The organism is Pseudomonas sp. 1 R 17, assembly GCF_900067035.1.
GTDB lineage: Bacteria > Pseudomonadota > Gammaproteobacteria > Pseudomonadales > Pseudomonadaceae > Aquipseudomonas > Aquipseudomonas marginalis.
Map to the genome: position 1 here is coordinate 142,960 of NZ_FKLB01000021.1, position 22,550 is coordinate 165,509.

Below are 22,550 nucleotides of genomic sequence, written 5' to 3' on the forward strand. Positions count from 1 at the left end.
TTATTGATGTAGGAGTGTTCCGTGAGGCCCGTTGACACCCTTTACCTGCTGGGGCTCGCCGCCATCTGGGGCGCGAGTTTTCTGTTCATGCGCATCATCGCGCCGGAAATCGGCACGCTGCCGACCGCATTTTTCCGCGTATCGATTGCCGCCGCCGGGCTATTGGTGATCCTGGCGATGGCGCGGGTGAACTGGGATTTCCAGGGCAAGTTCAAGACGGTCCTGTTGCTGGGGGTGATCAACTCGGGGATCCCGGCGACCATGTATTCGGTGGCCGCCCAGGTGCTGCCGGCGGGTTACTCGGCGATCTTCAATGCCACCACGCCGTTGATGGGGGTGTTGATTGGCGGGCTGTTTTTCAGCGAACGCCTCACCCCGTCGAAAATCGCCGGGGTGTGCCTGGGTCTGTTCGGTGTAGGCGTGCTGACCCGTGCGGGACCGGTGGCGTTTGACCTGGAATTATTGATGGGCGCACTGGCTTGCCTGTTGGCTACCACCTGTTATGGCTTTGCCGGGTTCCTCGCCAGGCGCTGGCTGGACCAGCGTGGCGGGCTGGACAGTCGTCTCGCGGCCCTGGGCAGCATGCTGGGCGCGACGCTGTTTCTGCTGCCGTTATTTGCCTACAGCGCGATCAGCCATCCGCCTGCGAGCTGGGGTGGGTGGCAGGTCTGGTCGTCGCTGCTGGGGTTGGGGCTGGTGTGTACGGCGTTTGCGTACGTGTTGTACTTCCGGCTGCTCACCGCGATTGGGCCGGTGAGGTCGATGACCACCACCTTCCTGATCCCGCCGTTCGGCGTGTTGTGGGGGGCGTTGTTGCTCGACGAGCCCTTATCGATGGCGCATTTATATGGCGGCGTGTTGATTGCCGGGGCGTTGTGGCTGGTATTGCGGCCTCGAAAACCGTAGGCGCCGGCTGGCCGGCACCTACGGGGGGCATCAGTTTTTGCGGAACACGAAGACCAGCCCAATGATGATCAAGCCCATCCCCAACAGGCTCAGCATCGCGAGCCGATTGCCGAAGATCAGGTAATCCATCACCGCCGTCACCGCCGGCACCAGGTAGAACAGGCTGGTGACATTCACCAGGTTGCCCCGGGCGATCAGGCGGTACAGCAACAGCGTTGCCAGCAACGACACTACCAGGCCCATCCACAGCACCGGCAGGTAAAAGCCGGCGTTGTGTTCAACGTGGAACGGCTGGAACGGCACAAACACCGAACACAACAGCAGCCCCGCCAGGTACTGCACCGGCAGGGTGCCAAGGGGGTTGTCGGTGATGCGCTTTTGCATGATCGAGCCGAAGGTCATGCTTGCCAGGGCCAGCAGCCCGAACAGCATCCCGGCCAGGGACATGCCCGCCAGCCCGATGCCTTGGTAGACCACCATGATCAGCCCGGCCAGGCCCAGACTCAGGCCGAACATCCGGCGCCAGGATCGCTGGCGCTCCATCAGCACCACGGTGAGGATCGGCTGCACCCCCATGATGGTCGCCATGACGCCTGGGGTGACGCTGAGGTCCAGGGCCAGCAGATAGAAAATCTGATAGGCCCCCAGCAATACCAACCCGGTTGCCACCGCGTACAACAGGGGCTTGCCGGGACGCGGCAGTTTCAACCGCAGGACCGGCACCAGGATCACCAGCCCCGCCAGGGCGATGGCAAAACGGATCAGCAGGAAGGCGAAGGGCGAAGCATGGGCCAGGCCCAGCTTGGAGAAGATGGCCCCGCTGCTCCACAGCAGGACAAACAGGCTCGTCGAGGCCGCCGCGGCCACGGAGTGTTTCGAAAGAACGGACATGGTTACCACCTGTAATCAGGCAAAAAAGCCGATTCAACCGCAGAGGCTGAAATTCAGTAGTTTTTTTTCAGGCAGGCAGAGCGGGCACAGCAACGTGCCGATCAGCCCGAAATGCCAACACCCGGCGGTGATACGACTGCGTACACCGGCGTGCTACTGACAGGTGGGGGGTAGTGACTGATCTGCGCAGGCTGCTTGTTCGCGCACGGCACGCGCACAGCGTTGACCGCTGAATCGACTACCGCTATGCGCAGGGAAGCTGGCATGTGCTGATCTTTTTGAAGGGATAAGGACGCGAGGACTATAACCAGCCGATGACATGTTTTGCAATCACTTGCCCAAGCCCTTTTGCGGGGAGGCGTTTTCACGTTTCGGGGCGCGGGCCGTCGCTATAATGCCGACCGGTATTTTCCAAGGATTCCCCCATGCTCCCATTGCCCTGGCTGTACCTGGCACTTCTTTCCATCGGCTATGCGCTGGCCTTGGCCTACGGGCAACTGGGCGTACTGGCGCTGGTGTCCGTCGCCTTGCTGTTGATCGCCGGCTATGCCGTACGCCAGCAGCGCACGCCGTGGGCGCGTTACCTGGGTCACGGGCTGTTTGTCGTGTTGGCGCTAGGCCTGGCGATGCACTGGCTGCCGGGGTTCTATAACGGTCGCGGCATTGACCCGCAGCGATTTACGCCTGATGCCGTGCCGTTCTCGATGTACCTGAACCAGGACAAGCCGCTGATTGGTTTCTGGTTGCTGCTGGCCTGCCCGTGGATTGTGGCGCGGCGTTCGTTGCGCCTGTCGATCTGCGTCACCGCGTTGGTACTGACCCTTACCGCCATCGTCGCGCTGGGTGGCGCAGCCTTGCTGGGCGTGATCAGTTGGGCGCCGAAATGGCCGGACCAGGCCTGGCTGTGGGTACTCAACAACCTGTTGCTGGTGACCCTGGTGGAAGAAGCCCTGTTCCGTGGCTACATTCAAGGCGGCTTGAGCCGACGCTTCAAACAGTTGCCCTACGGCGAAAACCTCGCGCTGCTGCTGGCATCGCTGCTGTTCGGCCTGGTGCACGTGGGTGCAGGGTGGCAATGGGCGCTGCTGGCGGGCATCGCCGGGGTCGGTTATGGCCTGGCGTATCGGTTTGGCGGGCTGGGTGCGGCGATTGCCACGCACTTTGGCTTGAATCTGCTTCACTTCGGGTTGTTTACCTATCCAATGCTGGCAGGCTGAGGCTGCCTTCGGCGCGGCGCGGGTACTTTTACGACATTGGTAACACCTCGTAACCAGCCGAACGGTCAGTAGTCGGCTCCGCGCCCTTTGGGCAGAATCCCCCTTCGTTACCGACCCACTCCGTACAACCCGGTCCCCACGCGCTGACACGCCTGGCACTGCGTTGAAGGCAGCTGTGCACCCGCGTTTCAGGCCCAGCGTTTATTCACCCGCTATACAAGAAGCCATCCCCATGCCTCTCAAGACACTGTCTATCTTCGGCACCCGCCCGGAAGCCATCAAAATGGCGCCGATGGTGATCAATCTCGCAAATGACGACCGTTTCCACTCGAGAGTGTGTGTCACGGCGCAGCACCGGGAGATGCTGGACCAAGTGCTTGAGCTGTTTGGACTGGTACCCGACTACGACTTGAACATCATGAAGCCGGATCAGAACCTGACGGATGTGACGACGGCAATCATCCAGGGGCTGCAAGCTGTCCTGGAAGACTTCAAACCCGATGTGATCCTCGTCCACGGGGATACGGCGACCACTTTTGCAGCCAGTCTGGCGGCCTATTACCAACAGATCCCCGTTGCCCATATCGAAGCCGGGCTGCGTACCCACAACCTTTATTCCCCCTGGCCCGAGGAGGGCAACCGACGCCTGACGGGCAGCCTCGCGTCGATGCATTTCGCCCCCACCCAAACCTCGCGGCAGAACCTGATCAATGAGGGGGTGGCCGCCGAATGCATTCATGTCACGGGCAATACGGTGATCGATGCACTGCTCAGTGTTGTAGAGAAACTCCACGCCCCGACATCACCCCTGCGTAGCCGCCTTGACCGGCAATTTGCCTTTCTGCCCCAAGACCAGCGGATGGTCCTGGTGACAGGCCATCGCCGGGAAAATTTTGGCGAGGGTCTTGAACGTATCTGCCAGGCCCTGGCTGAAACCGCCGCGCATTTCCCGGCGGTGACCTTTGTCTACGCCGTGCACCTGAATCCCAATGTGCAGGAACCCGTGCGACGGCGACTGGCGAGCATCAGCAATGTACATCTGATCGAGCCGCTGGATTACCTGCCGTTTGTCTACCTGATGACCCGGGCGTACCTGATCCTCACGGATTCGGGCGGCATCCAGGAGGAAGCACCTGCACTGGGCAAGCCGGTGCTGGTGATGCGTGACACGACTGAACGCCCCGAGGCAGTCGATGCCGGGACGGCGCGGCTGGTGGGCACGGAGATCGCAAGCATTACTCACCACCTCAGGGAGTTGCTCAGCGATGAAGCGGCTTATCGGGAGATGAGTAATGCCCACAACCCCTACGGTGACGGCAGAGCGTGCACACGCATTCGCGAAGTTCTGATCGCAACCTGGCGAAAAAACGAGGCAGCGGCATGAGCATGCCGACACTCTGCGTCCTCGGCCTGGGTTATATCGGCTTGCCCACCGCCGCGCTGTTTGCCTCGCCGCAACGAACAGTCATTGGCGTCGATATAAACCCGCATATCGTGGACCTCATCAATCTCGGCCAAGTGCATATCATAGAGCCCGATCTGGACCGGTTGGTCCGCTCGGCGGTCAGCCACGGCTACCTGCGGGCGACAACCCGGCCGGAGCCGGCGGATGCCTTCCTGATCGCCGTGCCCACCCCATTCCTGGAAAACCGCGAGCCAGACCTGAGCTATATAGAAGCAGCCTGCCGTGCCATCGCCCCGGTGCTGAAAAAGCACGACCTCGTGATCCTGGAGTCGACTTCTCCGGTCGGTACCACCGAACTGATGGTGAAATGGCTGGCCAGTGTGCGTCCGGACCTGACCTTTCCCACCACCCATCAGCAAGCCAGTGACATCCGCATCGCCCACTGCCCCGAACGGGTACTGCCAGGGCATGTCTTGAGGGAATTGGTCAGCAATGACCGCATCATCGGGGGCATGACCGATGCCTGCTCAGCCGCAGCAGTACGGCTTTACCAGCAGTTTGTCGAAGGCCAGTGCATTGTCACTGACACACGCACCGCGGAAATGTGCAAGCTGACCGAAAACAGTTTCCGCGACGTCAATATCGCCTTCGCCAACGAACTCTCGATGATCTGCGCACAGTTGAAGATCGACCCATGGGAGCTGATCCGCCTGGCCAACCATCATCCGCGTGTGAATATCCTGCAGCCCGGGCCTGGCGTCGGTGGGCACTGTATAGCGGTGGACCCGTGGTTCATCGTCAGTAAAACACCGGACCTGGCGCTGTTGATCCGCACCGCACGCCTGGTCAACGACAGCAAACCCCAGTGGGTCATCCAGCAAGTCAAGGTGGCGGTGGCCAACCTTTTGTTCAAGCACCCCGGGCTGTGCGCGCACAACGTGCGAATTGCCTGCTATGGCCTGGCGTTCAAGGCAGACATCGACGACCTGCGCGAAAGCCCGGCACTTGGCATTGCCCGCCAGTTGGCCAACGAACTGGGGATAACGCTGCTGCTGGTCGAGCCCAATATCGATGCACTGCCCGACGACCTGACTGGCCATTCCCTGACCGACGTGGCCTGTGCCTGGGACAGCGCCCATATCCATGTGTTGCTGGTCGGGCATCGCGAGTTCAGATCCATGTCAGCGCGACATAGCAACGGCGTGGTGATTGATGCTGCCGGCGTACTGGCGAACTGACGATGAATAATCCACCGCCACTCGCCGATACCCATGATCGTGTCATGGAAGCCTATTACGGCAAGCTGGGCGAACACTTCATGCAGGAAACCCGTGCGCGGATCCATTGGATCTGCGCACAGGTCACCGGCAGGACAATACTCGACATAGGCTGCTCCCAGGGCATTATCCCCGTGTTGCTGGCCCGTGAAGGCCACAGGGTCACGGGCGTGGATAACGACCCCAGGGCGTTCGAGCAGGCCAAAGATTACCTGAGGGCCGAACCCGATCACGTGCAGCGCAACGTCCGCTACTTGAATGCAGACTTTATGTCGCTGGACACCCAGGGCTTGGAACCTGACAGCATCGTGATCAGTGAAGTGCTTGAGCACCTCATCCACCCGGCAACCTTCGTCGAAAAAGCCGCATCGATGCTCAAGCCGCGTGGCCGGCTGATCATCACCGTGCCGTTCGGGGTGAATGACTTCCTTGACCACAAGCACACGTTCTACCTGCTGGAACCCTTTCGGCTGTTGAGTGCGTACCTGCAGGTCATCCAGGTCGAAATGCTGGGCAAGTGGGTGGGAATGGTCGCCATCAAAACAGAACCCGAGGGCTGTTCGCTGGGTGTCGAGCATCTACGTCAACTGGAAGCGGCGTTCGAGTCCGTCGAGCGTAACCTGCTAGGCCAGGTAGCCGGCGGTCGCCAACAGCGGGAACAGGTCAATCAGAAATACCGTGAAGCGACTGAGCGCATTCAGCAACTCAAGAACGAACTGGCGTACTCAACCGAGTGCAATACCCGGCAGCAAGCGCAAATAGAGGTCCTGACCGCCAATCTGCAGCGCACAAACGCCAGGTGCCACCTGCTGGAAAATCGCTTGATCAAGACGCGGGCCAGCACCACCTATCAGTTGGGGTATCAACTGCGTATGGGGGTGGGCTCGCTACGTGAATGCCTGCTTTTGCCTGGCGCCTTGTTCAAGCTGTATCAACAAGCCCGCGCACGTCGCAAAGGCAACGCACCTACGGCCCCCCCTGGCGATGATGCGATCCCACCGGCGCTGCCTGGCACCGCCGTTTTCCTTGTAACGCCGGCCCCCACTCCGCTGGCGGATGCAGAGCATGTGCGCAGCCAGCTGTTGCTCGCCCCCCACGACACGGCCAAGCCCTTCAGAATGGCCTGTGTGATGGACACCTTTACCCATGAGGCCTACCGGTATGAATGCGAGCTGTTGCAACTGACACCGGACCAGAGCCTGGCCGAACTGCAATCGTTCCAACCCGACCTGCTGTTTATCGAATCCGCATGGCGCGGCCAGGATGGCCGCTGGCATAACAAGATCGCCCAGAACAGCACAGAGCTGCGCCAGGTCTTGCAGTGGTGCCGGGAACACAAGGTGCCAACGGTGTTCTGGAACAAGGAAGACCCGGTGCACTTCGAGACGTTCCTGGGTACCGCCACACAGTTCGACCTGGTGTTCACCACGGATATCGACTGTATTCATCGCTATAAAAGCGCGCTGGGGCATGAGCGTGTCTACCTGCTGCCCTTTGCCTGCCAACCGGCGATGCACAACCCGATCGAGTTGTATGAGCGCAAGGATGCGTTCTGTTTCGCCGGTGCCTACTACTGCCGATACCCCGAACGGGCGCGGGACCTGGAACACTTCGTCAATGCCCTGCCGGGCTTTCGTCCGCTGGAAATCTACGATCGCAACTTCGGCCAGCCAGAAGCCAACTATCAGTTTCCGGCCCGATATCGGGGCTACATTGCCGGTACGCTTGACGCGACGCAGATAGACCTGGCTTACAAGGGCTACCGGTATGCGATCAATCTCAATTCGGTCAAACAGTCGCAATCCATGTTCGCCCGTCGTGCCTTTGAATTGCTGGGTTCCAACACCCTGACCGTCAGCAATTTTTCTCGCGGCCTGCGTGTGCTGATGGGCGACCTGGTCATCTGCAGCGACAACGGCCAGGAGGTCTTGCGTCGCCTCGGCACGCCCGCTGGACACGCCAGGCTGCGGTTGGCAGGGCTGCGAAAGGTGATGCTGGAACACACCTATGCCCACCGTTTGATGTATGTGATGAACAAGGTGACCCATCGCGTGCATGACCTGCCACTGCCGACGATTTGCCTGGTCGCTGACGCGGCCGACGAGGCTCAATTGCAGGCCCTCATTGAGCATCTGCGGCGTCAGCGCTACCCCCGCGTCAAGCTGTATGTCGCGGTAAGCGACGCGCCGGCAAGGCAGCCCGCCACCGTTGACCCGCGCTTGCAACTGATTGAGCGCAAACAGCTGGACAAACTCACCCTCGGCGAGCTGGCAGGCGGCGCCGACTGGTTCGGCGCCATGCTTGCCGTGGACTACTACGGCCCTCACTACTTGCTCGACCTGGCCTTGGCCACGCGTTACAGCAAGGCCCGGGTGATCGGCAAGATGGCGCACCATGCCGCGGACGAACGGGATATACGCCTGATCAACCCAGGCCAGGAATACCGCTGTGCCACCGGGATAGCGGCACGTCGGGCCTTGATCAAGACAGAAGTGCTGGCACAACAGCCCGCCCGAGCCTGGCTGGAAAGCCTCCCGGCGCTCACCTACACCCACCCTCGATCCCTCGCGATCGATGCGTTCAACTACTGCGAAAACGCCGCGGGCACTGATCGACAGCACGTCGTTGCGGTGGTGGATGACCTCGAGCTGAACAGCGGAATCAGCCTCCAGCATCTCCAGCGCAGCAGTGAAACGATCCCGCCATTGAGTGCAGATACTACTGGCCCGCTGAGCAACGGCCGGGACCTGTCAGAACTGTTCGGCCCGCTGCGCAGCAAGTATCTGCGCGCGCAGGTCGAAGGCGGCACCTGGCATATCGACTCCTCCCTCGCGGACGGAAAACATGAATATCACTACGCCAGGCACGAGTTGAACGTTGCCCACCTGAAACAGGCCGACGACACCTTGAGATTGCTGCTCGATGCCACGCCGGGCCTGAACCTGCAACTGGTCGTGCTGTATCTGGATGCGCAGAAACAACGGATCAGCCATGTCATGCAGCAGGCCAATCGCAATCAGGCCTGGGATATACCGCCCGAGACAGCGTACCTGCGCCTGGGCCTGCGGGCCCACGGCAGCGGCAGCACGACGATCAAGGCACTGGTTCAAGGACACCGGGAAATCCAACCCTTCCACCTCCTCGCCAAGGCCGCGCACCTGCTGCTGACCAACCACTACCCGGCCTATGACGACCTGTACCGTAATGGCTTTATTCATACCCGTGTCATGGCCTATCAGGAACAGGGCCTGCCGGTAGATGTCTTTCGTCTGCGCCCCGACGAGTCGATCAGTTATCACGAATTTGAAAATGTCGACGTGGTGACCGGCCCGGGCAGCGCCCTGGCAAGCATGCTGGACAGCGGACAGTACACGACACTGCTGGTGCACTTCCTGGATCCGCAGATGTGGGAAATAGTGCGCCCCTACTTGCCCCGCCTCCGGGTGATTGCCTGGGTACACGGCGCGGAGATCCAACCCTGGTGGCGCCGGGCTTACAACTATGGCGACGAAACACTGTTGCAACTGGCCAAGCTCGACAGTGAACGACGCATGGGGTTCTGGCTCAGCCTTTTGCAACCCATGCCGCCCAATCTGCAACTGGTATTCGTCTCCCGACAGTTTGCCGAAGACGTCATGGAAGACCTGGGGTTCAGGTTGCCGAGGGGTCAATACCGAGTGATCCACAACCCCATCAATACGCGGCTGTTTGCCTATCAGGAAAAACCGCCTGAGCAGCGCAAGAAAATCCTCTCGATCCGCCCCTATGTGTCACGCACCTACGCCAACGACCTGAGCGTCAAAACCATTCAAATGCTGGCGACCAAGCCATGGTTCAACGAACTTGAGTTCCTGATGGTCGGTGACGGACCTTTGTTTGAAGAAACCCTCGCACCGCTGCGTCAGTACCCGAACGTCACCCTCGAAAAACGCTATTTGAAACAATCCGAGATCGCCGACCTGCACAAACACTATGGCGTGTTTCTGTGCCCCAGCCGCATGGACACACAAGGGGTATCGCGTGACGAAGCCATGGCTTCGGGCCTGGTCCCTTTGACTAATCGGGTCGGGGCCATCCCTGAGTTTGTTGACGACGACTGCGGTTTTCTATCGGCCCCCGAGAGTTTCACCGGGCTCGCCGAAGGAATAGAAACACTGTTTTTCAACCCGGAAATATTCAGGGCGAAATCATTCAACGCCAGGCAACGCGTGCTTGCGCAAAGCGCTATGCATTTGATCTCCGCGTCCGAACTAAGCCTGATACGGGAACCCCACGGTGAGCCGAGACGTTAAGGCATTGCAATACCGTATCCTGTCGGCACTTCTCTGGTGCGTACGCCTGGGCCAGAACCTCATGAGCATCGCTCCACGTGCGGTGTTGATGGCCCATGCCGCACATTTCTGCGCACAAGTGTTGTTGATAACGACGTACTTCCTGCCGATCAAGATTGTCATCCTGCTCGGTTCAGAGACGGTCCCCGCCTATTTGCCACCCCCGTTGAAAGGCCTCGATCAAACCGCCCTGATCATCGGGCTCGGTCTGTTGACGGTGATCCTTTACGCTTTTTACCTGGGCGCCGGGTTCATGGCCTCCCGTTACTCAAGGGCGGGGGCACGCGCCCTGATAGACGGCGGTGCCGAACCTGCGCGGCTAAAAACCCAATTGGCCCTGGCAGCCAGGACATTTTCCAGGTTTGCGCGGGGTTTATCGGACGCCATGTTTACCCTGATCGTCTTCTGCGTGTTGCTCTACCTCTACCCGTCTCTCCTGGCGATCGGCCTGACTTATTCCGTGCTCGCTGCAGCTGTGCTGATTGGCTTGAACAACCGTAGCCAACGTGTGCACGCGGTACTCTCCCGTCACCCACTCACGGTGGCCGATGCGTTTTACTCAATGGGCTTTCTGGCGGCATTCGCCTTCATCATTGTCGACTTTCTCTGCCTGACGCCTCCCCACCTGTACATCGCGCTGATAGCGCTGATCCTGATACGTCAAAGCCTCAGCAGACTGAAGGTCCTGACCCAGGACATTCTTTACCTGAACACCCACGCCCCGAGCATCAATCGGATGTTTCTCGCCCTCCACCCGACTCGCTGAACCCCGTCCACATCAACAGGAATCTCCCGTGCCCCGCATCGCCATGATCGTCTGGAATGAGTTTCGCAACGACGCCCGCGTATTGAAGCAAGCCCGGACACTCCAGGCAGCCGGTTATCAAGTCACCGTGTTCGCCCTGCATGCGCCCGGCGTGACGCATCGCAAGGAGGTGCTGGCCGAAGGCATCCGTGTGGTACGCGTAGCGCGCAGCGTGCGCTGGCGTGCGGCCAACGCCGGATCGCACCCATCGCCAGGCCCGTTCGCAGCCGAACAATCGATGCCCCTGCGACGCATTCTTTCGCGGCTTTGGGTACATGCAGGGCTGCTGCTACGCATCGCCCTGCATCGCGCTGCGGTGGTGCATGCCCACGACGTCAATACCCTGCCCACCGCCTGGCTGGCGGCCCGGCTCAGCGGCGCCAGGCTGGTGTATGACGCCCACGAAATCAGCACCAGCCGCGAGGGGTATGCGCGCTTTCGCAGCTGGGTAGGTTGTATCGAAAAAACCTTGATGCCCAGGGCCGAAGGCATCATTACCACCACGCAAAGCCGGGCCAGGTTTTTTGCCAGGGCCTATGGAATCGCCCGCCCGCTGGTACTGCAAAACCGCCCCTGTCTGAGCGCCTCCTCGCCCGGCCAGAGGATTCGTCTTGAGTTGGGCTTGCAACACCCCTGGCCCATCGTTGTCTATCAGGGCGGCCTTCAACAGGGGCGCGGGCTGGAACGCTTGCTACGCGTGGCGGCGTCGTTGCAAGGCGCTTACCTTGTATTGATCGGGAGCGGCAGGCTTACCCCTGCCTTGATGGCATTGCGCACGGAACTTGGCCTGACAGACCGAGTGCACTTTATCCCGACCGTTGCACTGGCGGATTTGCCCAGCTACACCGCATCAGCCGATATCGGTGTGCAGCCGATCGAAAATACCTGCCTGAACCACTTCACCACCGACTCGAACAAATTATTTGAATATGTCATCGCCGGGCTGCCCGTGGTGGCCACGGACTTTCCGGAGATTCGCAAGATTGTCCGGGCCTACTCCGTAGGACTTTTGGTACCGGCAGGCTCGGAGCAATCACTGCGCACCGCACTGCAGCGCCTGATCGATGAGCCGTTATTGCGTCAGGCACTGGCGCAAAACGCGAAAAATGCCGCCTTGCATTTAAATTGGGAGCGGCAGGAAAGCACGCTGGTGGCGCTGTACGAGCGTGTACTGCGGCGTAAAACCGAGGTGCGCGCATGACCAAGCGCATTCTCATATTGAGCTATTACTTTCCGCCCGATCTGTCGGCATTTCGCGTCGAGGCGTTGGTCAAGGCCTTGCTCACCCACGGTAACGGTGAGATAGAGATCGACGTGCTGACCACCCAGCCAAACCGCTACCCGTCCTATGAGGCTGCCCCTGCCCACACCGCGCATCAGCCGAAGCTGTCCGTCACCCGCATCGGCCTCCCCGCGCACAGATTCAGCGCATGGGGCCAGGCCTGGGGGTTTGCCCACTATGCCTGCGGCGTCCTTCAGGCCGTGAAGGGTAAGCCGTATGACGTGATCGTGGCCACCTCTTCGCGGCTGATGACGGCCGCACTGGGCGCCGCCATCGCGCGCAAAAAACACGCGCCTCTCTATCTGGATATTCGCGATATCTTTGTCGACGTCCTGCCCGAGCTTTTCCCCGGTATTGTCGGCAAGCTCCTGGCACGGCTGTTTTCCCGCCTGGAAAAAATCACCCTTGGGTATGCGACGCGGGTCAACCTGGTATCCCCCGGCTTCCTGAGTTACTTCGCGCCTCGTTATCCACACAAGACCTTCTCAACCTACACCAACGGTGTGGATGATCTGTTTCTTGAAACCCCCTTCCATACCGAACCGCCTGACGACCCGACACGCCTGCTGAAGATCGTCTACGCTGGCAATGTCGGCGCCGGCCAAGGCCTGGAAAAAATCCTGCCCCCCCTGGCCGAACGGCTGGCAGACAGGGCCTGTTTCTACGTCATTGGCGATGGCAGCACGATGAAAAAACTGAGCGAGGCGCTGATCAAAAGAAACGTAAGGAATGTCGAGCTTATTCCTCCCATGCCTCGCCATAGACTGATTCACTACTATCAGCAAGCGGATGTGCTTTTTTTGCACCTTAATAGCTTTAAGGCATTCTTGAAGGTCATCCCTTCCAAGCTGTTTGAATATGCAGCCACTGGAAAGCCAATCCTGGCGGGGCTGGAAGGCTATTCAAAAGCGTTCACTCTTAACCATATTCCCAATGCTTGCGTGTTTGCCCCCGCAAACCCGGACGCTGCCGTTGCCGCACTCGCCCGTCTTGATCTGGGTAGCACCGACCGAGCGGCATTTCTACGGGAGTATTCCCGCAGCAGGATCCAGCAACGCATGGCTCTGGACATTCTCGATACCACAACACCCGAAGAGCCGTGACCCTGGAAACTGCCAAGCCGATTGTTGCAAAAATAAGTTAAATAAACCCCCGTTACCGCCGATACCCAATGAAAGCCTTGCGGATTGAACAATCATGCGTAATAACCAGCCCGTTACCCAGCGCGAACGTACCTTCCCCGCTCAGCAACGGTTGATCTCCACCACAGATGCCAAAGGCGTGATCACCTACTGCAACGACGCGTTTGTCGAAATCAGTGGGTTCTCTCGCGACGAACTGGTGCGCGCCCCGCACAACCTGGTCCGTCACCCGGACGTGCCAGCGGCCGTGTTCGGGCATATGTGGACCACGCTCAAACAAGGCTTGCCATGGATGGGCATCGTTAAGAACCGCTGCAGGACGGGCGATCACTACTGGGTCAACGCCTATGTGACGCCGGTCTTCGAAGGCAACCAGGTGGTCGGCTACGAATCGGTGCGCATCAAGCCCACCGCCGAGCAGATCCGCCGTGCCGAAGCGCTCTACCAACGCATCAACCAGGGCAAGTCGGCCGTCCCCCAGCGGGACAAGTGGCTGCCGGTGTTGCAGGACTGGCTGCCGTTTATCCTGATCAGCCAGTTGAGCTTCATGATCGGTGCGTCGCTCAACTCCCACTGGGGCTTTGCCCTGGCGGCGGGTTTGTCGGTGCCATTGGGGCTGCTGGGCCTGAGCTGGCAACAGCGCGGCCTCAAGCGCCTGCTGCGCCTGGCCGAGCAGACCACCTCCGACCCGTTGATCGCGCAGATGTACACCGACAGCCGTGGTGCCCAGGCGCGCCTGGAGATGTCCATTCTCAGCCAGGAGGCACGCCTGAAGACCTGCCTGACGCGCTTGCAGGACACTGCCGAGCACCTCAACGACCAGGCGGCGCAGTCCAATACCCTGGCGCATAACAGCTCCAGCGGCCTGGAACGCCAGCGCGTGGAAACCGAGCAGGTGGCCACGGCGGTCAACCAGATGGCGGCGACCACCCAGGAAGTGGCCAGCCATGTGCAGCGCACGGCCGATGCGACCCAGGAAGCCAATCGCCTGACCGGTCGCGGTCGCGATATTGCCGGGGAAACCCGCGAGGCGATTCAGCGTCTGTCGGTGGCCGTGGGCGAGACCGGCGTGACCGTCACCCAACTGGCCAAGGACAGCGACGAGATCGGCGGCGTAGTCGACGTGATCAAAGGCATTGCCGACCAGACCAACCTGCTGGCGCTCAACGCCGCCATTGAAGCGGCGCGAGCCGGTGAGATGGGCCGTGGGTTTGCGGTGGTCGCCGATGAAGTGCGCCAACTGGCGCAGCGCACGGCTGAGTCGACCGGGCAGATCCATGCCCTGATCGCCAAGCTGCAGCAAACTGCTGCCGCTGCCGTGCAAACCATGGACACCGGGCATCGCCAGGCCGAAGAGGGCGTGGCGCGGGTAATGGAGGCGGACCAGGCATTGGTGGGCATCAGTGAAGCGGTGGCGCATATCACCGACATGACCACCCAGATCGCGGCCGCCACCGAAGAGCAAAGCTCGGTGGCCGAAGAGATCAGCCGCAATATCAGCACCATTGCGCTGTTGGCAGATCAGACCTCGGAGCAGGCGTTGAACTCGGCGCAGTTGAGTGAAGAGCTGACGCATACGGCGAATACCCAGTATTCGTTGGTCGAGCGTTTCAACCGGTAGACCGATATCGGGAGCAAGCCCCCTCCCACAGTTAACCGCGTACATCCCTTGGAATGCGGTCGAATGTGGGAGGGGGCTTGCTCCCGATTGGCCCTAACAGGCGCTGAGAAACTCAGCCACCTGCACGGCCGCAGCCTCCAAATGCTGCTCATGCGCAAACCCCGAAGCCTTCAACGGCTTCAAATCATGATCCCCCGCCACCAGCCACATCACTTCGATGCTCGGCGACAAGTCATACCCTTCCACCGCCGCCCGATTGCCCAGTGCATCGCGCTCGCCCTGCACAATCAACGTCGGCGTCTTCAATCCGGCCAAATGCGCTACACGTGGTTTCTCCGGCTTGCCCACCGCATAAAACGGATAACCCAGGCACACCAGCCCATCGACGCCCAATTCATCGGCCAAAAGACTGGCCATCCGCCCGCCCATCGACTTGCCGCCAATGACCAGTTTCCCAGCGACATGACGTCGCACCTCGGCATACACCCCGCGCCAGGCTTCCAGCAGTCTTGGCGCCGGGTTGGGCGGGCGTTTGCCGCCGTCCAGTCGGCGCTGGGCCATGTAGGGAAACTCGAAGCGCAACACGTTGACGCCATGTCCGGCAAGGCGTGCAGCCATGTCGTTCATGAAGGATGAGTCCATCGGTGCGCCGGCGCCATGGGCCAGGATCAACGTCACGCAATCACCGGAAGCTACGCCCGGCGCGGCATCCCACAGCCAGCCATGTTCCCGCACACACTGCGCCCATTGATCCCCGTCAATACTGGCCTTGTGCTCTTTGCCCATGCTTGCCTCGCTATTCAGTCTGCCTATAACTCCAGCCCAAGTGCCGCATTTGCTTGGGTTGAACCGTGGATGGGGAACCATGAACACTACTTTAAGTACCGCCTATAACTACAAGGTGGTCCGCCAATTCGCCATTATGACGGTGGTGTGGGGCATCGTCGGCATGGGGCTCGGGGTTTTTCTCGCCGCCCAATTGGTTTGGCCCGCGCTCAACTTCGACTTGCCCTGGACCAGCTTCGGCCGCCTGCGCCCACTGCACACCAATGCCGTGATCTTCGCGTTCGGTGGCTGTGCGCTGTTCGCCAGCTCCTTCTACTCGGTGCAGCGTACCTGCCAAACCCAGCTGTTCGCGCCGAAAATCGCCGCGTTCTGCTTCTGGGGCTGGCAACTTGTCATCCTCCTGGCCGCGATCAGCTTGCCGCTGGGCTACACCAGCTCCAAGGAATACGCCGAACTGGAATGGCCGATCGACATCCTGATCACCATTGTCTGGGTGGCCTACGCCATCGTGTTCTTCGGCACGGTGATGAAGCGCAACACCAAGCATATCTACGTCGGTAACTGGTTCTTCGGCGCGTTCATCATCACCGTGGCGATCCTGCATATCGTCAACAACCTGGAAATCCCGGTCAGCCTGACCAAGTCCTACTCGCTGTATGGCGGTGCGACGGATGCCATGGTGCAGTGGTGGTACGGGCATAACGCGGTAGGCTTTTTCCTCACCGCCGGTTTCCTCGGGATGATGTACTACTTCGTGCCGAAACAGGCCGAGCGTCCGGTGTATTCCTATCGCCTGTCCATCGTGCACTTCTGGGCGCTGATCACCCTGTACATCTGGGCCGGTCCTCACCACCTGCACTACACCGCGCTGCCGGACTGGGCACAGTCCCTGGGCATGGTGATGTCGCTGGTACTGCTGGCGCCGAGCTGGGGCGGCATGATCAACGGTATGATGACCCTGTCAGGCGCCTGGCATAAGTTGCGCAGCGACCCGATCCTGCGCTTTTTGGTGGTGTCCCTGGCGTTCTACGGCATGTCGACCTTCGAAGGGCCGATGATGGCGATCAAGACCGTCAACTCGCTGTCCCACTACACCGACTGGACCATCGGCCACGTACACGCCGGCGCCCTCGGCTGGGTAGCGATGATCTCCATCGGCGCCCTGTACCACATGATCCCGAAAGTCTTCGGTCGCGAGCAGATGTACAGCCTCGGCCTGATCAACGCGCACTTCTGGCTGGCCACCATCGGCACCGTGCTCTACATCGCCTCGATGTGGGTCAACGGCATCGCCCAGGGCCTGATGTGGCGTGCGATCAACGAAGACGGCACCTTGACCTACTCCTTCGTCGAAACCCTGGTGGCCAGCCACCCAGGCTTCATCGTGCGGCTGGTGGGCGGTGCGGTATTCCTCAGCGGCATGTTCCTGATGGCTTACAACACATGGCGCACCGTGCGCTCGGCACAACCTGTCGAAGCCGCCCCTGCCGCGCAGATGGCCTGAGGAGTCAGTGATGAAACACGAAACGATTGAAAAGAACGTCGGCCTGCTGATGCTGCTCATGGTGCTCGCCGTGAGCATCGGCGGCCTGACCCAGATCGTCCCGCTGTTCTTCCAGGACGTGACCAACAAGCCGGTGGAAGGCATGAAGCCCTACACCGCGCTGCAACTGGAAGGCCGCGACATCTACATCCGCGAAGGCTGCGTACAGTGCCACTCGCAGATGATCCGCCCGTTCCGCGCCGAGACCGAGCGCTACGGCCACTACTCGGTGGCCGGTGAAAGCGTGTGGGACCACCCGTTCCTGTGGGGCTCCAAGCGTACCGGGCCAGACCTGGCCCGCGTCGGCGCACGCTACTCGGACGACTGGCACCGCGCGCACTTGTACAACCCTCGCAACGTCGTGCCTGAGTCGAAGATGCCGGCCTACCCGTGGTTGGTCACGGCTGCGGTCGACAGCAGCCACACCGAGACCAAGTTGAAAGTAATGCGCACCCTCGGCGTGCCGTACACCGACGACGACATCAGTGGCGCCGTGGCCAGCCTCAAGGGCAAGACCGAAATGGACGCGCTGGTTTCGTACCTGCAAGTACTCGGCACTGCCATCAAGAGCAAGAGGTGAGCCATGGGATTTGAATTCGATGCGGGCACCATCCGCGGCCTCGGCACGCTGGTGGTCGCCATCGCCTTTATCGGCCTGTCGCTGTGGGTATTCAACAACCGGCGCAATTCGGAATTCGAGGAAGCGCGCCTGCTGCCCTTCGCCGATGAACCTTCGCCATCCGACGCTCACCAAGAGCCTGCAACAAGGAGCAACCGGCCATGACTACCTTCTGGAGTACATGGATCTGCGTACTGACCATTGGCAGCCTGATCGGCCTGACCTGGCTGTTGTTCGCCACCCGCAAGGGCGAGACCAAGGGCAGCGTCGACCAGACCATGGGCCATGCCTTCGACGGCATCGAGGAATACGACAACCCCCTGCCCCAGTGGTGGTTCATGCTGTTCGCCGGCACCCTGGTGTTTGCGGTCGGCTACCTGATTCTCTACCCGGGCCTGGGCAACTGGAAAGGCGTGTTGCCGGGCTATGAAGACGGTTGGACCTCGGCCAAGGAGTGGGACAAGGAGATGGCCAAGGCCGACACCAAGTTCGGACCGATCTTCGCCAAATTCTCGGCCATGCCCGTGGAACAAGTCGCCAAAGACCCGCAAGCGCTGAAAATGGGCGGTCGCCTGTTCGCCTCCAACTGCGCGGTGTGCCACGGCTCGGATGCCAAGGGCGCATTCGGCTTTCCCAACCTGGCTGACAACATCTGGCGTTGGGGCGGTTCGGCCGAAGCGATCAAGACCACCATCATGAACGGTCGCCACGCGGCGATGCCGGCCTGGGGTGACATGCTCGGCGACGACGGCGTAAAAAACGTCGCCGCCTATGTGCGCCACGACCTGGCCAAGCTGCCATTGCCGGCGGACAGCACCGCCGACCTGGCCGCTGGCCAGGCCGCGTTCAACACCACCTGCGTGGCCTGCCACGGTCCGCAAGGCCACGGCATGGAAGCCATGGGCGCGCCGAACCTGACCCTGCCCGCCGGTTACATCTACGGCACCAGCCTTGCGCAGTTGCAGCAGACGATTCGCCACGGCCGCCAAGGCCAGATGCCAGCGCAGGAAGTGCTGCAGGGCAATGACAAAGTGCATCTGCTCGCCGCCTACGTTTACAGCCTGTCCCATAACGCTGATGGCGCAACGCCAGAAAGCCAAGCCCAGTAACACCTGACTGCCGCCCCAATCTGGGGCGGCAGCTCTACCGCGCTACGCGACCAAGTGTCGCACCCTTCCAAAGCACACCTTTCCCCTCCTGCCATTCGGGTCTACGCTTGCTTGCACAGCGGACCGATCCTGGCGTACGCGACGACAGTCGTTGCGACCCCCGAAATTTCCTGTCCACTCGATCAGCTTTCGATTTCGGATTTTATCCTTACGCCAAACATGGAAAGGGCGCAGAATCTGGCGTGGAACGCATTGACACAGGTCAGCCTTGCGTTGCAATGGCCCCTTGCTTTCTACATACTTGCGGCCGAATTTTACCTATAAAAAAACCTAAACCGTGGAACCTTAGAATGAGCACAGCAATCAGTCCGACTGCTTATAACTATAAGGTAGTCCGCCAGTTCGCCATCATGACGGTGGTCTGGGGGATCCTTGGCATGGGGCTCGGGGTGTTCATCGCCTCGCAACTGGTGTGGCCGGAATTGAATTTCGGTCTGCCATGGACAACCTTCGGCCGCCTGCGCCCGCTGCACACCAACCTGGTGATTTTCGCCTTCGGCGGATGTGCATTGTTTGCCACCTCCTACTATGTCGTGCAGCGAACCTGCCAGACGCGACTCATCTCCGACAGCCTCGCGGCCTTCACCTTCTGGGGTTGGCAAGCGGTGATCGTCGGCGCCATCGTCACCCTGCCGCTGGGCTACACCACCACCAAGGAATACGCCGAGCTGGAATGGCCGATCGCGATTCTGCTGGCCATCGTCTGGGTGACCTACGCAGTGGTGTTCTTCGGCACCATCGTCAAGCGCAAGACCAAGCACATCTATGTGGGCAACTGGTTCTACGGGGCCTTCATCCTGGTGACGGCGATGCTGCATATCGTCAACCACGCCTCGTTGCCGGTCAGCCTGTTCAAGTCCTACTCGGCCTACGCCGGGGCGACGGATGCGATGATCCAATGGTGGTACGGCCACAACGCCGTAGGTTTCTTCCTCACCACCGGTTTCCTGGGGATGATGTACTACTTCGTGCCCAAACAGGCCGAACGGCCTATTTACTCGTATCGCCTGTCCATCGTGCACTTCTGGGCGCTGATCACCCTGTACATCTGGGCCGGCCCGCACCACCTGCACTACACCGCATTGCCGGACTGGGCCCAGTCCCTGGGCATGGCGATGTCGATCATCCTGCTGGCCCCGAGCTGGGGCGGCATGATCAACGGCATGATGACCCTGTCGGGCGCCTGGCATAAGCTGCGCACCGACCCGATCCTGCGCTTTTTGGTGGTGTCCCTGGCGTTCTACGGCATGTCGACTTTCGAAGGGCCGATGATGGCGATCAAGACCGTCAACTCGCTCTCCCACTACACCGACTGGACCATCGGCCACGTACACGCCGGTGCCCTCGGCTGGGTAGCGATGATCTCCATCGGCGCCCTGTACCACATGATCCCCAAGCTGTTCGGCCGTGTGCAGATGCACAGTGTCGGGCTGATCAACGCGCACTTCTGGCTGGCCACCATCGGCACCGTGCTCTACATCGCCTCGATGTGGGTCAACGGCATCACCCAGGGCCTGATGTGGCGTGCGATCAACGATGACGGCACCCTCACCTACTCCTTCGTCGAAGCGCTGCAAGCCAGCCACCCTGGTTTCATCGTCCGCGCCCTCGGGGGTGCGTTCTTTGCCAGCGGCATGCTGTTAATGGCCTACAACGTCTGGCGCACCGTGCGTGCCTCGGACCCGGCAGAAGCCGAAGCCGCCGCCAAGATCGCCGTTGTGGGAGCCCACTGATGAAGCATGAAGTCGTCGAGAAGAATATCGGCCTGCTGGCCTTCTTCATGGTCATCGCCGTGAGCATCGGTGGCCTGACCCAGATCGTTCCGCTGTTTTTCCAGGACGTGACCAACAAGCCGGTCGAAGGCATGAAGCCGCGCACCGCCCTTGAACTGGAAGGCCGCGACGTCTACATCGCCAACGGCTGTGTCGGCTGCCACTCGCAGATGATTCGCCCGTTCCGCGCCGAAACCGAACGCTACGGCCACTACTCGGTGGCCGGTGAAAGCGTGTGGGACCACCCGTTCCTGTGGGGTTCCAAGCGCACCGGCCCGGACCTGGCCCGTGTCGGCGGGCGTTACTCCGATGACTGGCAACGTGCGCACTTGTACAACCCGCGCAACGTGGTGCCTGAGTCGAAAATGCCGGCGTATCCGTTCCTCGTGGAAAACAAGCTCGACGGCAAGGACACCGCGAAGAAGATGGAAGTCCTGCGCACCCTGGGCGTGCCCTACACCGACGAAGACATCGCCGGTGCAGCCGCAGCCGTGAAGGGCAAGACCGAAATGGACGCATTGGTGGCCTACCTGCAAGGCCTGGGCACCATCATCAAAAGCAAACGGTGATTCTTCATGGATATCGGGATGATTCGAGGCCTGGGCACCGTTGTGGTGATGGTGGCCTTTATCGGCCTGGCGCTGTGGGTGTTCAGTCCCCGGCGCAAGTCGGAGTTTGACGACGCGACCATGTTGCCCTTTGCGGATGATCCCGAAGCCATCAAGCACGTCGAGCAAGCTTCTAGGAGTAACAAAGAATGACTACGTTCTGGAGTCTGTACGTCACTGTCCTCAGCCTGGGTACCATCTTCGCCTTGACCTGGCTGTTGCTGTCGACCCGCAAGGGCCAGCGCGCCGAGCAGACCGACGAGACCGTCGGCCACTCGTTCGACGGCATCGAGGAGTATGACAACCCGCTGCCCAAGTGGTGGTTCATGCTGTTCGTCGGCACCATCATCTTCGCCCTTGGCTACCTGGTGCTCTACCCCGGCCTGGGCAATTGGAAAGGCCTGCTGCCGGGCTACAACTACCTCGACAACGACAAGCAAACCCCGTTCGCCAACGGCCAGACTGGCTGGACCGGCGTGCACGAATGGGAAAAGGAAATGGCCAGGTCGGACGCCAAGTTCGGGCCGATCTTCGCCAAATTCGCGTCGATGCCGATTGAAGATGTCGCCAAGGACCCGCAAGCCTTGAAGATGGGCGGTCGCCTGTTCGCCTCCAACTGCTCGGTATGCCACGGCTCCGACGCCAAGGGCGCCTATGGCTTCCCCAACCTGACCGACGCCGATTGGCGCTGGGGTGGCGAACCGGCCACCATCAAGGAAACCATCATGAAGGGCCGTCATGCCGTCATGCCGGCCTGGCTGGACATCCTCAAGGAGCAAGGCGTCAGCGACGTTGCCGCGTTCGTCGTCACCAACCTCGACGGCCGCAAGCTGCCGGAAGGCGTGAAAGCCGATGTGGCCAACGGCGAGAAACTCTTCGCCGCCAACTGCGTGGCCTGCCACGGCCCCGCCGGCAAGGGCACCCCCGCCATGGGCGCGCCGGACCTGACCCACCCGGGTGCATTCATCTACGGTTCGAGCTTCGCCCAACTGCAGCAGACCATCCGTTGGGGCCGCCAGGGCCAGATGCCTGCGCAGGAGCAACTGCAAGGCAACGACAAGGTGCACTTGCTTGCGGCGTATGTCTACAGCTTGTCCCATGGGGATAAGAAGGCTGACGAGCAGTAAAGCTCACCGACACACAAAAGCCCCGCCTGAGTGATCAGGCGGGGCTTTT

19 protein-coding genes are annotated in these 22,550 nt (G+C 60.7%); 17 read left to right on the forward strand and 2 right to left on the reverse strand.

Translation table 11 applies throughout. From position 1 onward, the window contains the following. Window positions 1-21 precede the first annotated feature (21 nt). Entirely contained in the window at window positions 22-906 is an 885-nt protein-coding gene (locus BFP99_RS06025) for a DMT family transporter (RefSeq protein WP_065924723.1), read from the forward strand. 30 nt (window positions 907-936) lie between these two features. On the opposite strand, the gene BFP99_RS06030 is transcribed toward BFP99_RS06025, so the two are convergent. After that, entirely contained in the window at window positions 937-1,797 is an 861-nt protein-coding gene (locus tag BFP99_RS06030; RefSeq protein ID WP_065946870.1) for a DMT family transporter, read from the reverse strand. A gap of 425 nt (window positions 1,798-2,222) precedes the next feature. Here BFP99_RS06030 and BFP99_RS06035 point away from each other — a divergent pair, with 425 nt between their 5' ends. From BFP99_RS06035 to BFP99_RS06070, 8 genes are all read left to right on the forward strand, one after another. Next, window positions 2,223-3,014: a CPBP family intramembrane glutamic endopeptidase gene (locus tag BFP99_RS06035; protein WP_065946871.1), complete on the forward strand. Its 792-nt coding sequence runs from the start codon at window positions 2,223-2,225 to the stop codon at window positions 3,012-3,014. 232 nt (window positions 3,015-3,246) lie between these two features. Continuing rightward, window positions 3,247-4,398 (forward strand): non-hydrolyzing UDP-N-acetylglucosamine 2-epimerase, encoded by a 1,152-nt coding sequence (gene wecB, locus BFP99_RS06040; protein ID WP_065924726.1) that lies wholly within the window; start codon window positions 3,247-3,249, stop codon window positions 4,396-4,398. Further along, complete coding sequence (gene wecC / locus BFP99_RS06045) at window positions 4,395-5,657, forward strand: UDP-N-acetyl-D-mannosamine dehydrogenase (RefSeq protein WP_065924727.1); 1,263 nt, start codon at window positions 4,395-4,397, stop codon at window positions 5,655-5,657. Before wecB ends, wecC begins: the two co-directional genes overlap by 4 nt. Before the next feature lie 2 nt (window positions 5,658-5,659). Beyond that, window positions 5,660-9,988, forward strand: a complete 4,329-nt coding sequence (locus tag BFP99_RS06050; protein WP_065946872.1) for a methyltransferase domain-containing protein — start codon at window positions 5,660-5,662, stop codon at window positions 9,986-9,988. Beyond that, window positions 9,972-10,793 carry a hypothetical protein gene (locus tag BFP99_RS06055; protein ID WP_065924729.1) on the forward strand — a complete coding sequence of 274 codons (822 nt, stop codon included), beginning with the start codon at window positions 9,972-9,974 and terminating at the stop codon, window positions 10,791-10,793. Before BFP99_RS06050 ends, BFP99_RS06055 begins: the two co-directional genes overlap by 17 nt. Window positions 10,794-10,821: 28 nt before the next feature. Then, window positions 10,822-12,033: a glycosyltransferase gene (locus BFP99_RS06060; RefSeq protein WP_065924730.1), complete on the forward strand. Its 1,212-nt coding sequence runs from the start codon at window positions 10,822-10,824 to the stop codon at window positions 12,031-12,033. Beyond that, window positions 12,030-13,217 (forward strand): glycosyltransferase family 4 protein, encoded by a 1,188-nt coding sequence (locus BFP99_RS06065; protein ID WP_065946873.1) that lies wholly within the window; start codon window positions 12,030-12,032, stop codon window positions 13,215-13,217. Before BFP99_RS06060 ends, BFP99_RS06065 begins: the two co-directional genes overlap by 4 nt. A gap of 94 nt (window positions 13,218-13,311) precedes the next feature. Further along, window positions 13,312-14,877, forward strand: a complete 1,566-nt coding sequence (locus BFP99_RS06070) for a methyl-accepting chemotaxis protein (protein ID WP_065924732.1) — start codon at window positions 13,312-13,314, stop codon at window positions 14,875-14,877. Between the two features lie 93 nt (window positions 14,878-14,970). On the opposite strand, the gene BFP99_RS06075 is transcribed toward BFP99_RS06070, so the two are convergent. Further along, window positions 14,971-15,663, reverse strand: a complete 693-nt coding sequence (locus BFP99_RS06075; RefSeq protein ID WP_065946874.1) for an alpha/beta family hydrolase — start codon at window positions 15,661-15,663, stop codon at window positions 14,971-14,973. Window positions 15,664-15,742: 79 nt separating this feature from the next. Between BFP99_RS06075 and ccoN (BFP99_RS06080) the strand changes: the two genes are divergently transcribed. The 8 genes from ccoN (BFP99_RS06080) to ccoP (BFP99_RS06115) all read left to right on the forward strand — a co-directional run bounded on the left by ccoN (BFP99_RS06080) (window position 15,743) and on the right by ccoP (BFP99_RS06115) (window position 22,501). Further along, the gene (gene ccoN, locus BFP99_RS06080; protein WP_065924734.1) at window positions 15,743-17,167 is read left to right on the forward strand and encodes a cytochrome-c oxidase, cbb3-type subunit I; all 1,425 of its coding nucleotides are present in this window, start codon (window positions 15,743-15,745) and stop codon (window positions 17,165-17,167) included. Between the two features lie 10 nt (window positions 17,168-17,177). Then, window positions 17,178-17,786 (forward strand): cytochrome-c oxidase, cbb3-type subunit II, encoded by a 609-nt coding sequence (ccoO, locus tag BFP99_RS06085; RefSeq protein ID WP_017735321.1) that lies wholly within the window; start codon window positions 17,178-17,180, stop codon window positions 17,784-17,786. A gap of 3 nt (window positions 17,787-17,789) precedes the next feature. Continuing rightward, entirely contained in the window at window positions 17,790-17,990 is a 201-nt protein-coding gene (locus BFP99_RS06090) for a cbb3-type cytochrome oxidase subunit 3 (RefSeq protein ID WP_065924735.1), read from the forward strand. Next, entirely contained in the window at window positions 17,987-18,934 is a 948-nt protein-coding gene (ccoP, locus tag BFP99_RS06095) for a cytochrome-c oxidase, cbb3-type subunit III (RefSeq protein WP_065924736.1), read from the forward strand. Before BFP99_RS06090 ends, ccoP (BFP99_RS06095) begins: the two co-directional genes overlap by 4 nt. 350 nt (window positions 18,935-19,284) lie before the next feature. After that, window positions 19,285-20,727 (forward strand): cytochrome-c oxidase, cbb3-type subunit I, encoded by a 1,443-nt coding sequence (gene ccoN, locus BFP99_RS06100; RefSeq protein ID WP_027603733.1) that lies wholly within the window; start codon window positions 19,285-19,287, stop codon window positions 20,725-20,727. Continuing rightward, a complete protein-coding gene (gene ccoO / locus BFP99_RS06105) occupies window positions 20,727-21,335 on the forward strand; it encodes a cytochrome-c oxidase, cbb3-type subunit II (RefSeq protein ID WP_003193167.1) in 609 nt (202 codons plus the stop codon). The genes ccoN (BFP99_RS06100) and ccoO (BFP99_RS06105) overlap by 1 nt, the downstream gene beginning before the upstream one ends. 6 nt (window positions 21,336-21,341) lie before the next feature. Next, window positions 21,342-21,527, forward strand: a complete 186-nt coding sequence (locus tag BFP99_RS06110; protein ID WP_003193169.1) for a CcoQ/FixQ family Cbb3-type cytochrome c oxidase assembly chaperone — start codon at window positions 21,342-21,344, stop codon at window positions 21,525-21,527. Then, window positions 21,524-22,501, forward strand: a complete 978-nt coding sequence (ccoP, locus tag BFP99_RS06115; protein ID WP_065946875.1) for a cytochrome-c oxidase, cbb3-type subunit III — start codon at window positions 21,524-21,526, stop codon at window positions 22,499-22,501. The genes BFP99_RS06110 and ccoP (BFP99_RS06115) overlap by 4 nt, the downstream gene beginning before the upstream one ends. Window positions 22,502-22,550: the final 49 nt, after the last annotated feature.

What these genes read in the sequence shown, in the direction of transcription:
- BFP99_RS06030 (WP_065946870.1), bottom strand. Translation starts at nt 1,797, where the DNA reads ATGTCCGTTCTTTCGAAACACTCCGTGGCCGCGGCGGCCTCGACGAGC.
- BFP99_RS06035 (WP_065946871.1), top strand. Translation starts at nt 2,223, where the DNA reads ATGCTCCCATTGCCCTGGCTGTACCTGGCACTTCTTTCCATCGGCTAT.
- wecB (WP_065924726.1), top strand. Translation starts at nt 3,247, where the DNA reads ATGCCTCTCAAGACACTGTCTATCTTCGGCACCCGCCCGGAAGCCATC.
- wecC (WP_065924727.1), top strand. Translation starts at nt 4,395, where the DNA reads ATGAGCATGCCGACACTCTGCGTCCTCGGCCTGGGTTATATCGGCTTG.
- BFP99_RS06050 (WP_065946872.1), top strand. Translation starts at nt 5,660, where the DNA reads ATGAATAATCCACCGCCACTCGCCGATACCCATGATCGTGTCATGGAA.
- BFP99_RS06065 (WP_065946873.1), top strand. Translation starts at nt 12,030, where the DNA reads ATGACCAAGCGCATTCTCATATTGAGCTATTACTTTCCGCCCGATCTG.
- BFP99_RS06070 (WP_065924732.1), top strand. Translation starts at nt 13,312, where the DNA reads ATGCGTAATAACCAGCCCGTTACCCAGCGCGAACGTACCTTCCCCGCT.
- BFP99_RS06075 (WP_065946874.1), bottom strand. Translation starts at nt 15,663, where the DNA reads ATGGGCAAAGAGCACAAGGCCAGTATTGACGGGGATCAATGGGCGCAG.
- ccoN (WP_065924734.1), top strand. Translation starts at nt 15,743, where the DNA reads ATGAACACTACTTTAAGTACCGCCTATAACTACAAGGTGGTCCGCCAA.
- ccoO (WP_017735321.1), top strand. Translation starts at nt 17,178, where the DNA reads ATGAAACACGAAACGATTGAAAAGAACGTCGGCCTGCTGATGCTGCTC.
- BFP99_RS06090 (WP_065924735.1), top strand. Translation starts at nt 17,790, where the DNA reads ATGGGATTTGAATTCGATGCGGGCACCATCCGCGGCCTCGGCACGCTG.
- ccoP (WP_065924736.1), top strand. Translation starts at nt 17,987, where the DNA reads ATGACTACCTTCTGGAGTACATGGATCTGCGTACTGACCATTGGCAGC.
- ccoN (WP_027603733.1), top strand. Translation starts at nt 19,285, where the DNA reads ATGAGCACAGCAATCAGTCCGACTGCTTATAACTATAAGGTAGTCCGC.
- ccoO (WP_003193167.1), top strand. Translation starts at nt 20,727, where the DNA reads ATGAAGCATGAAGTCGTCGAGAAGAATATCGGCCTGCTGGCCTTCTTC.
- BFP99_RS06110 (WP_003193169.1), top strand. Translation starts at nt 21,342, where the DNA reads ATGGATATCGGGATGATTCGAGGCCTGGGCACCGTTGTGGTGATGGTG.
- ccoP (WP_065946875.1), top strand. Translation starts at nt 21,524, where the DNA reads ATGACTACGTTCTGGAGTCTGTACGTCACTGTCCTCAGCCTGGGTACC.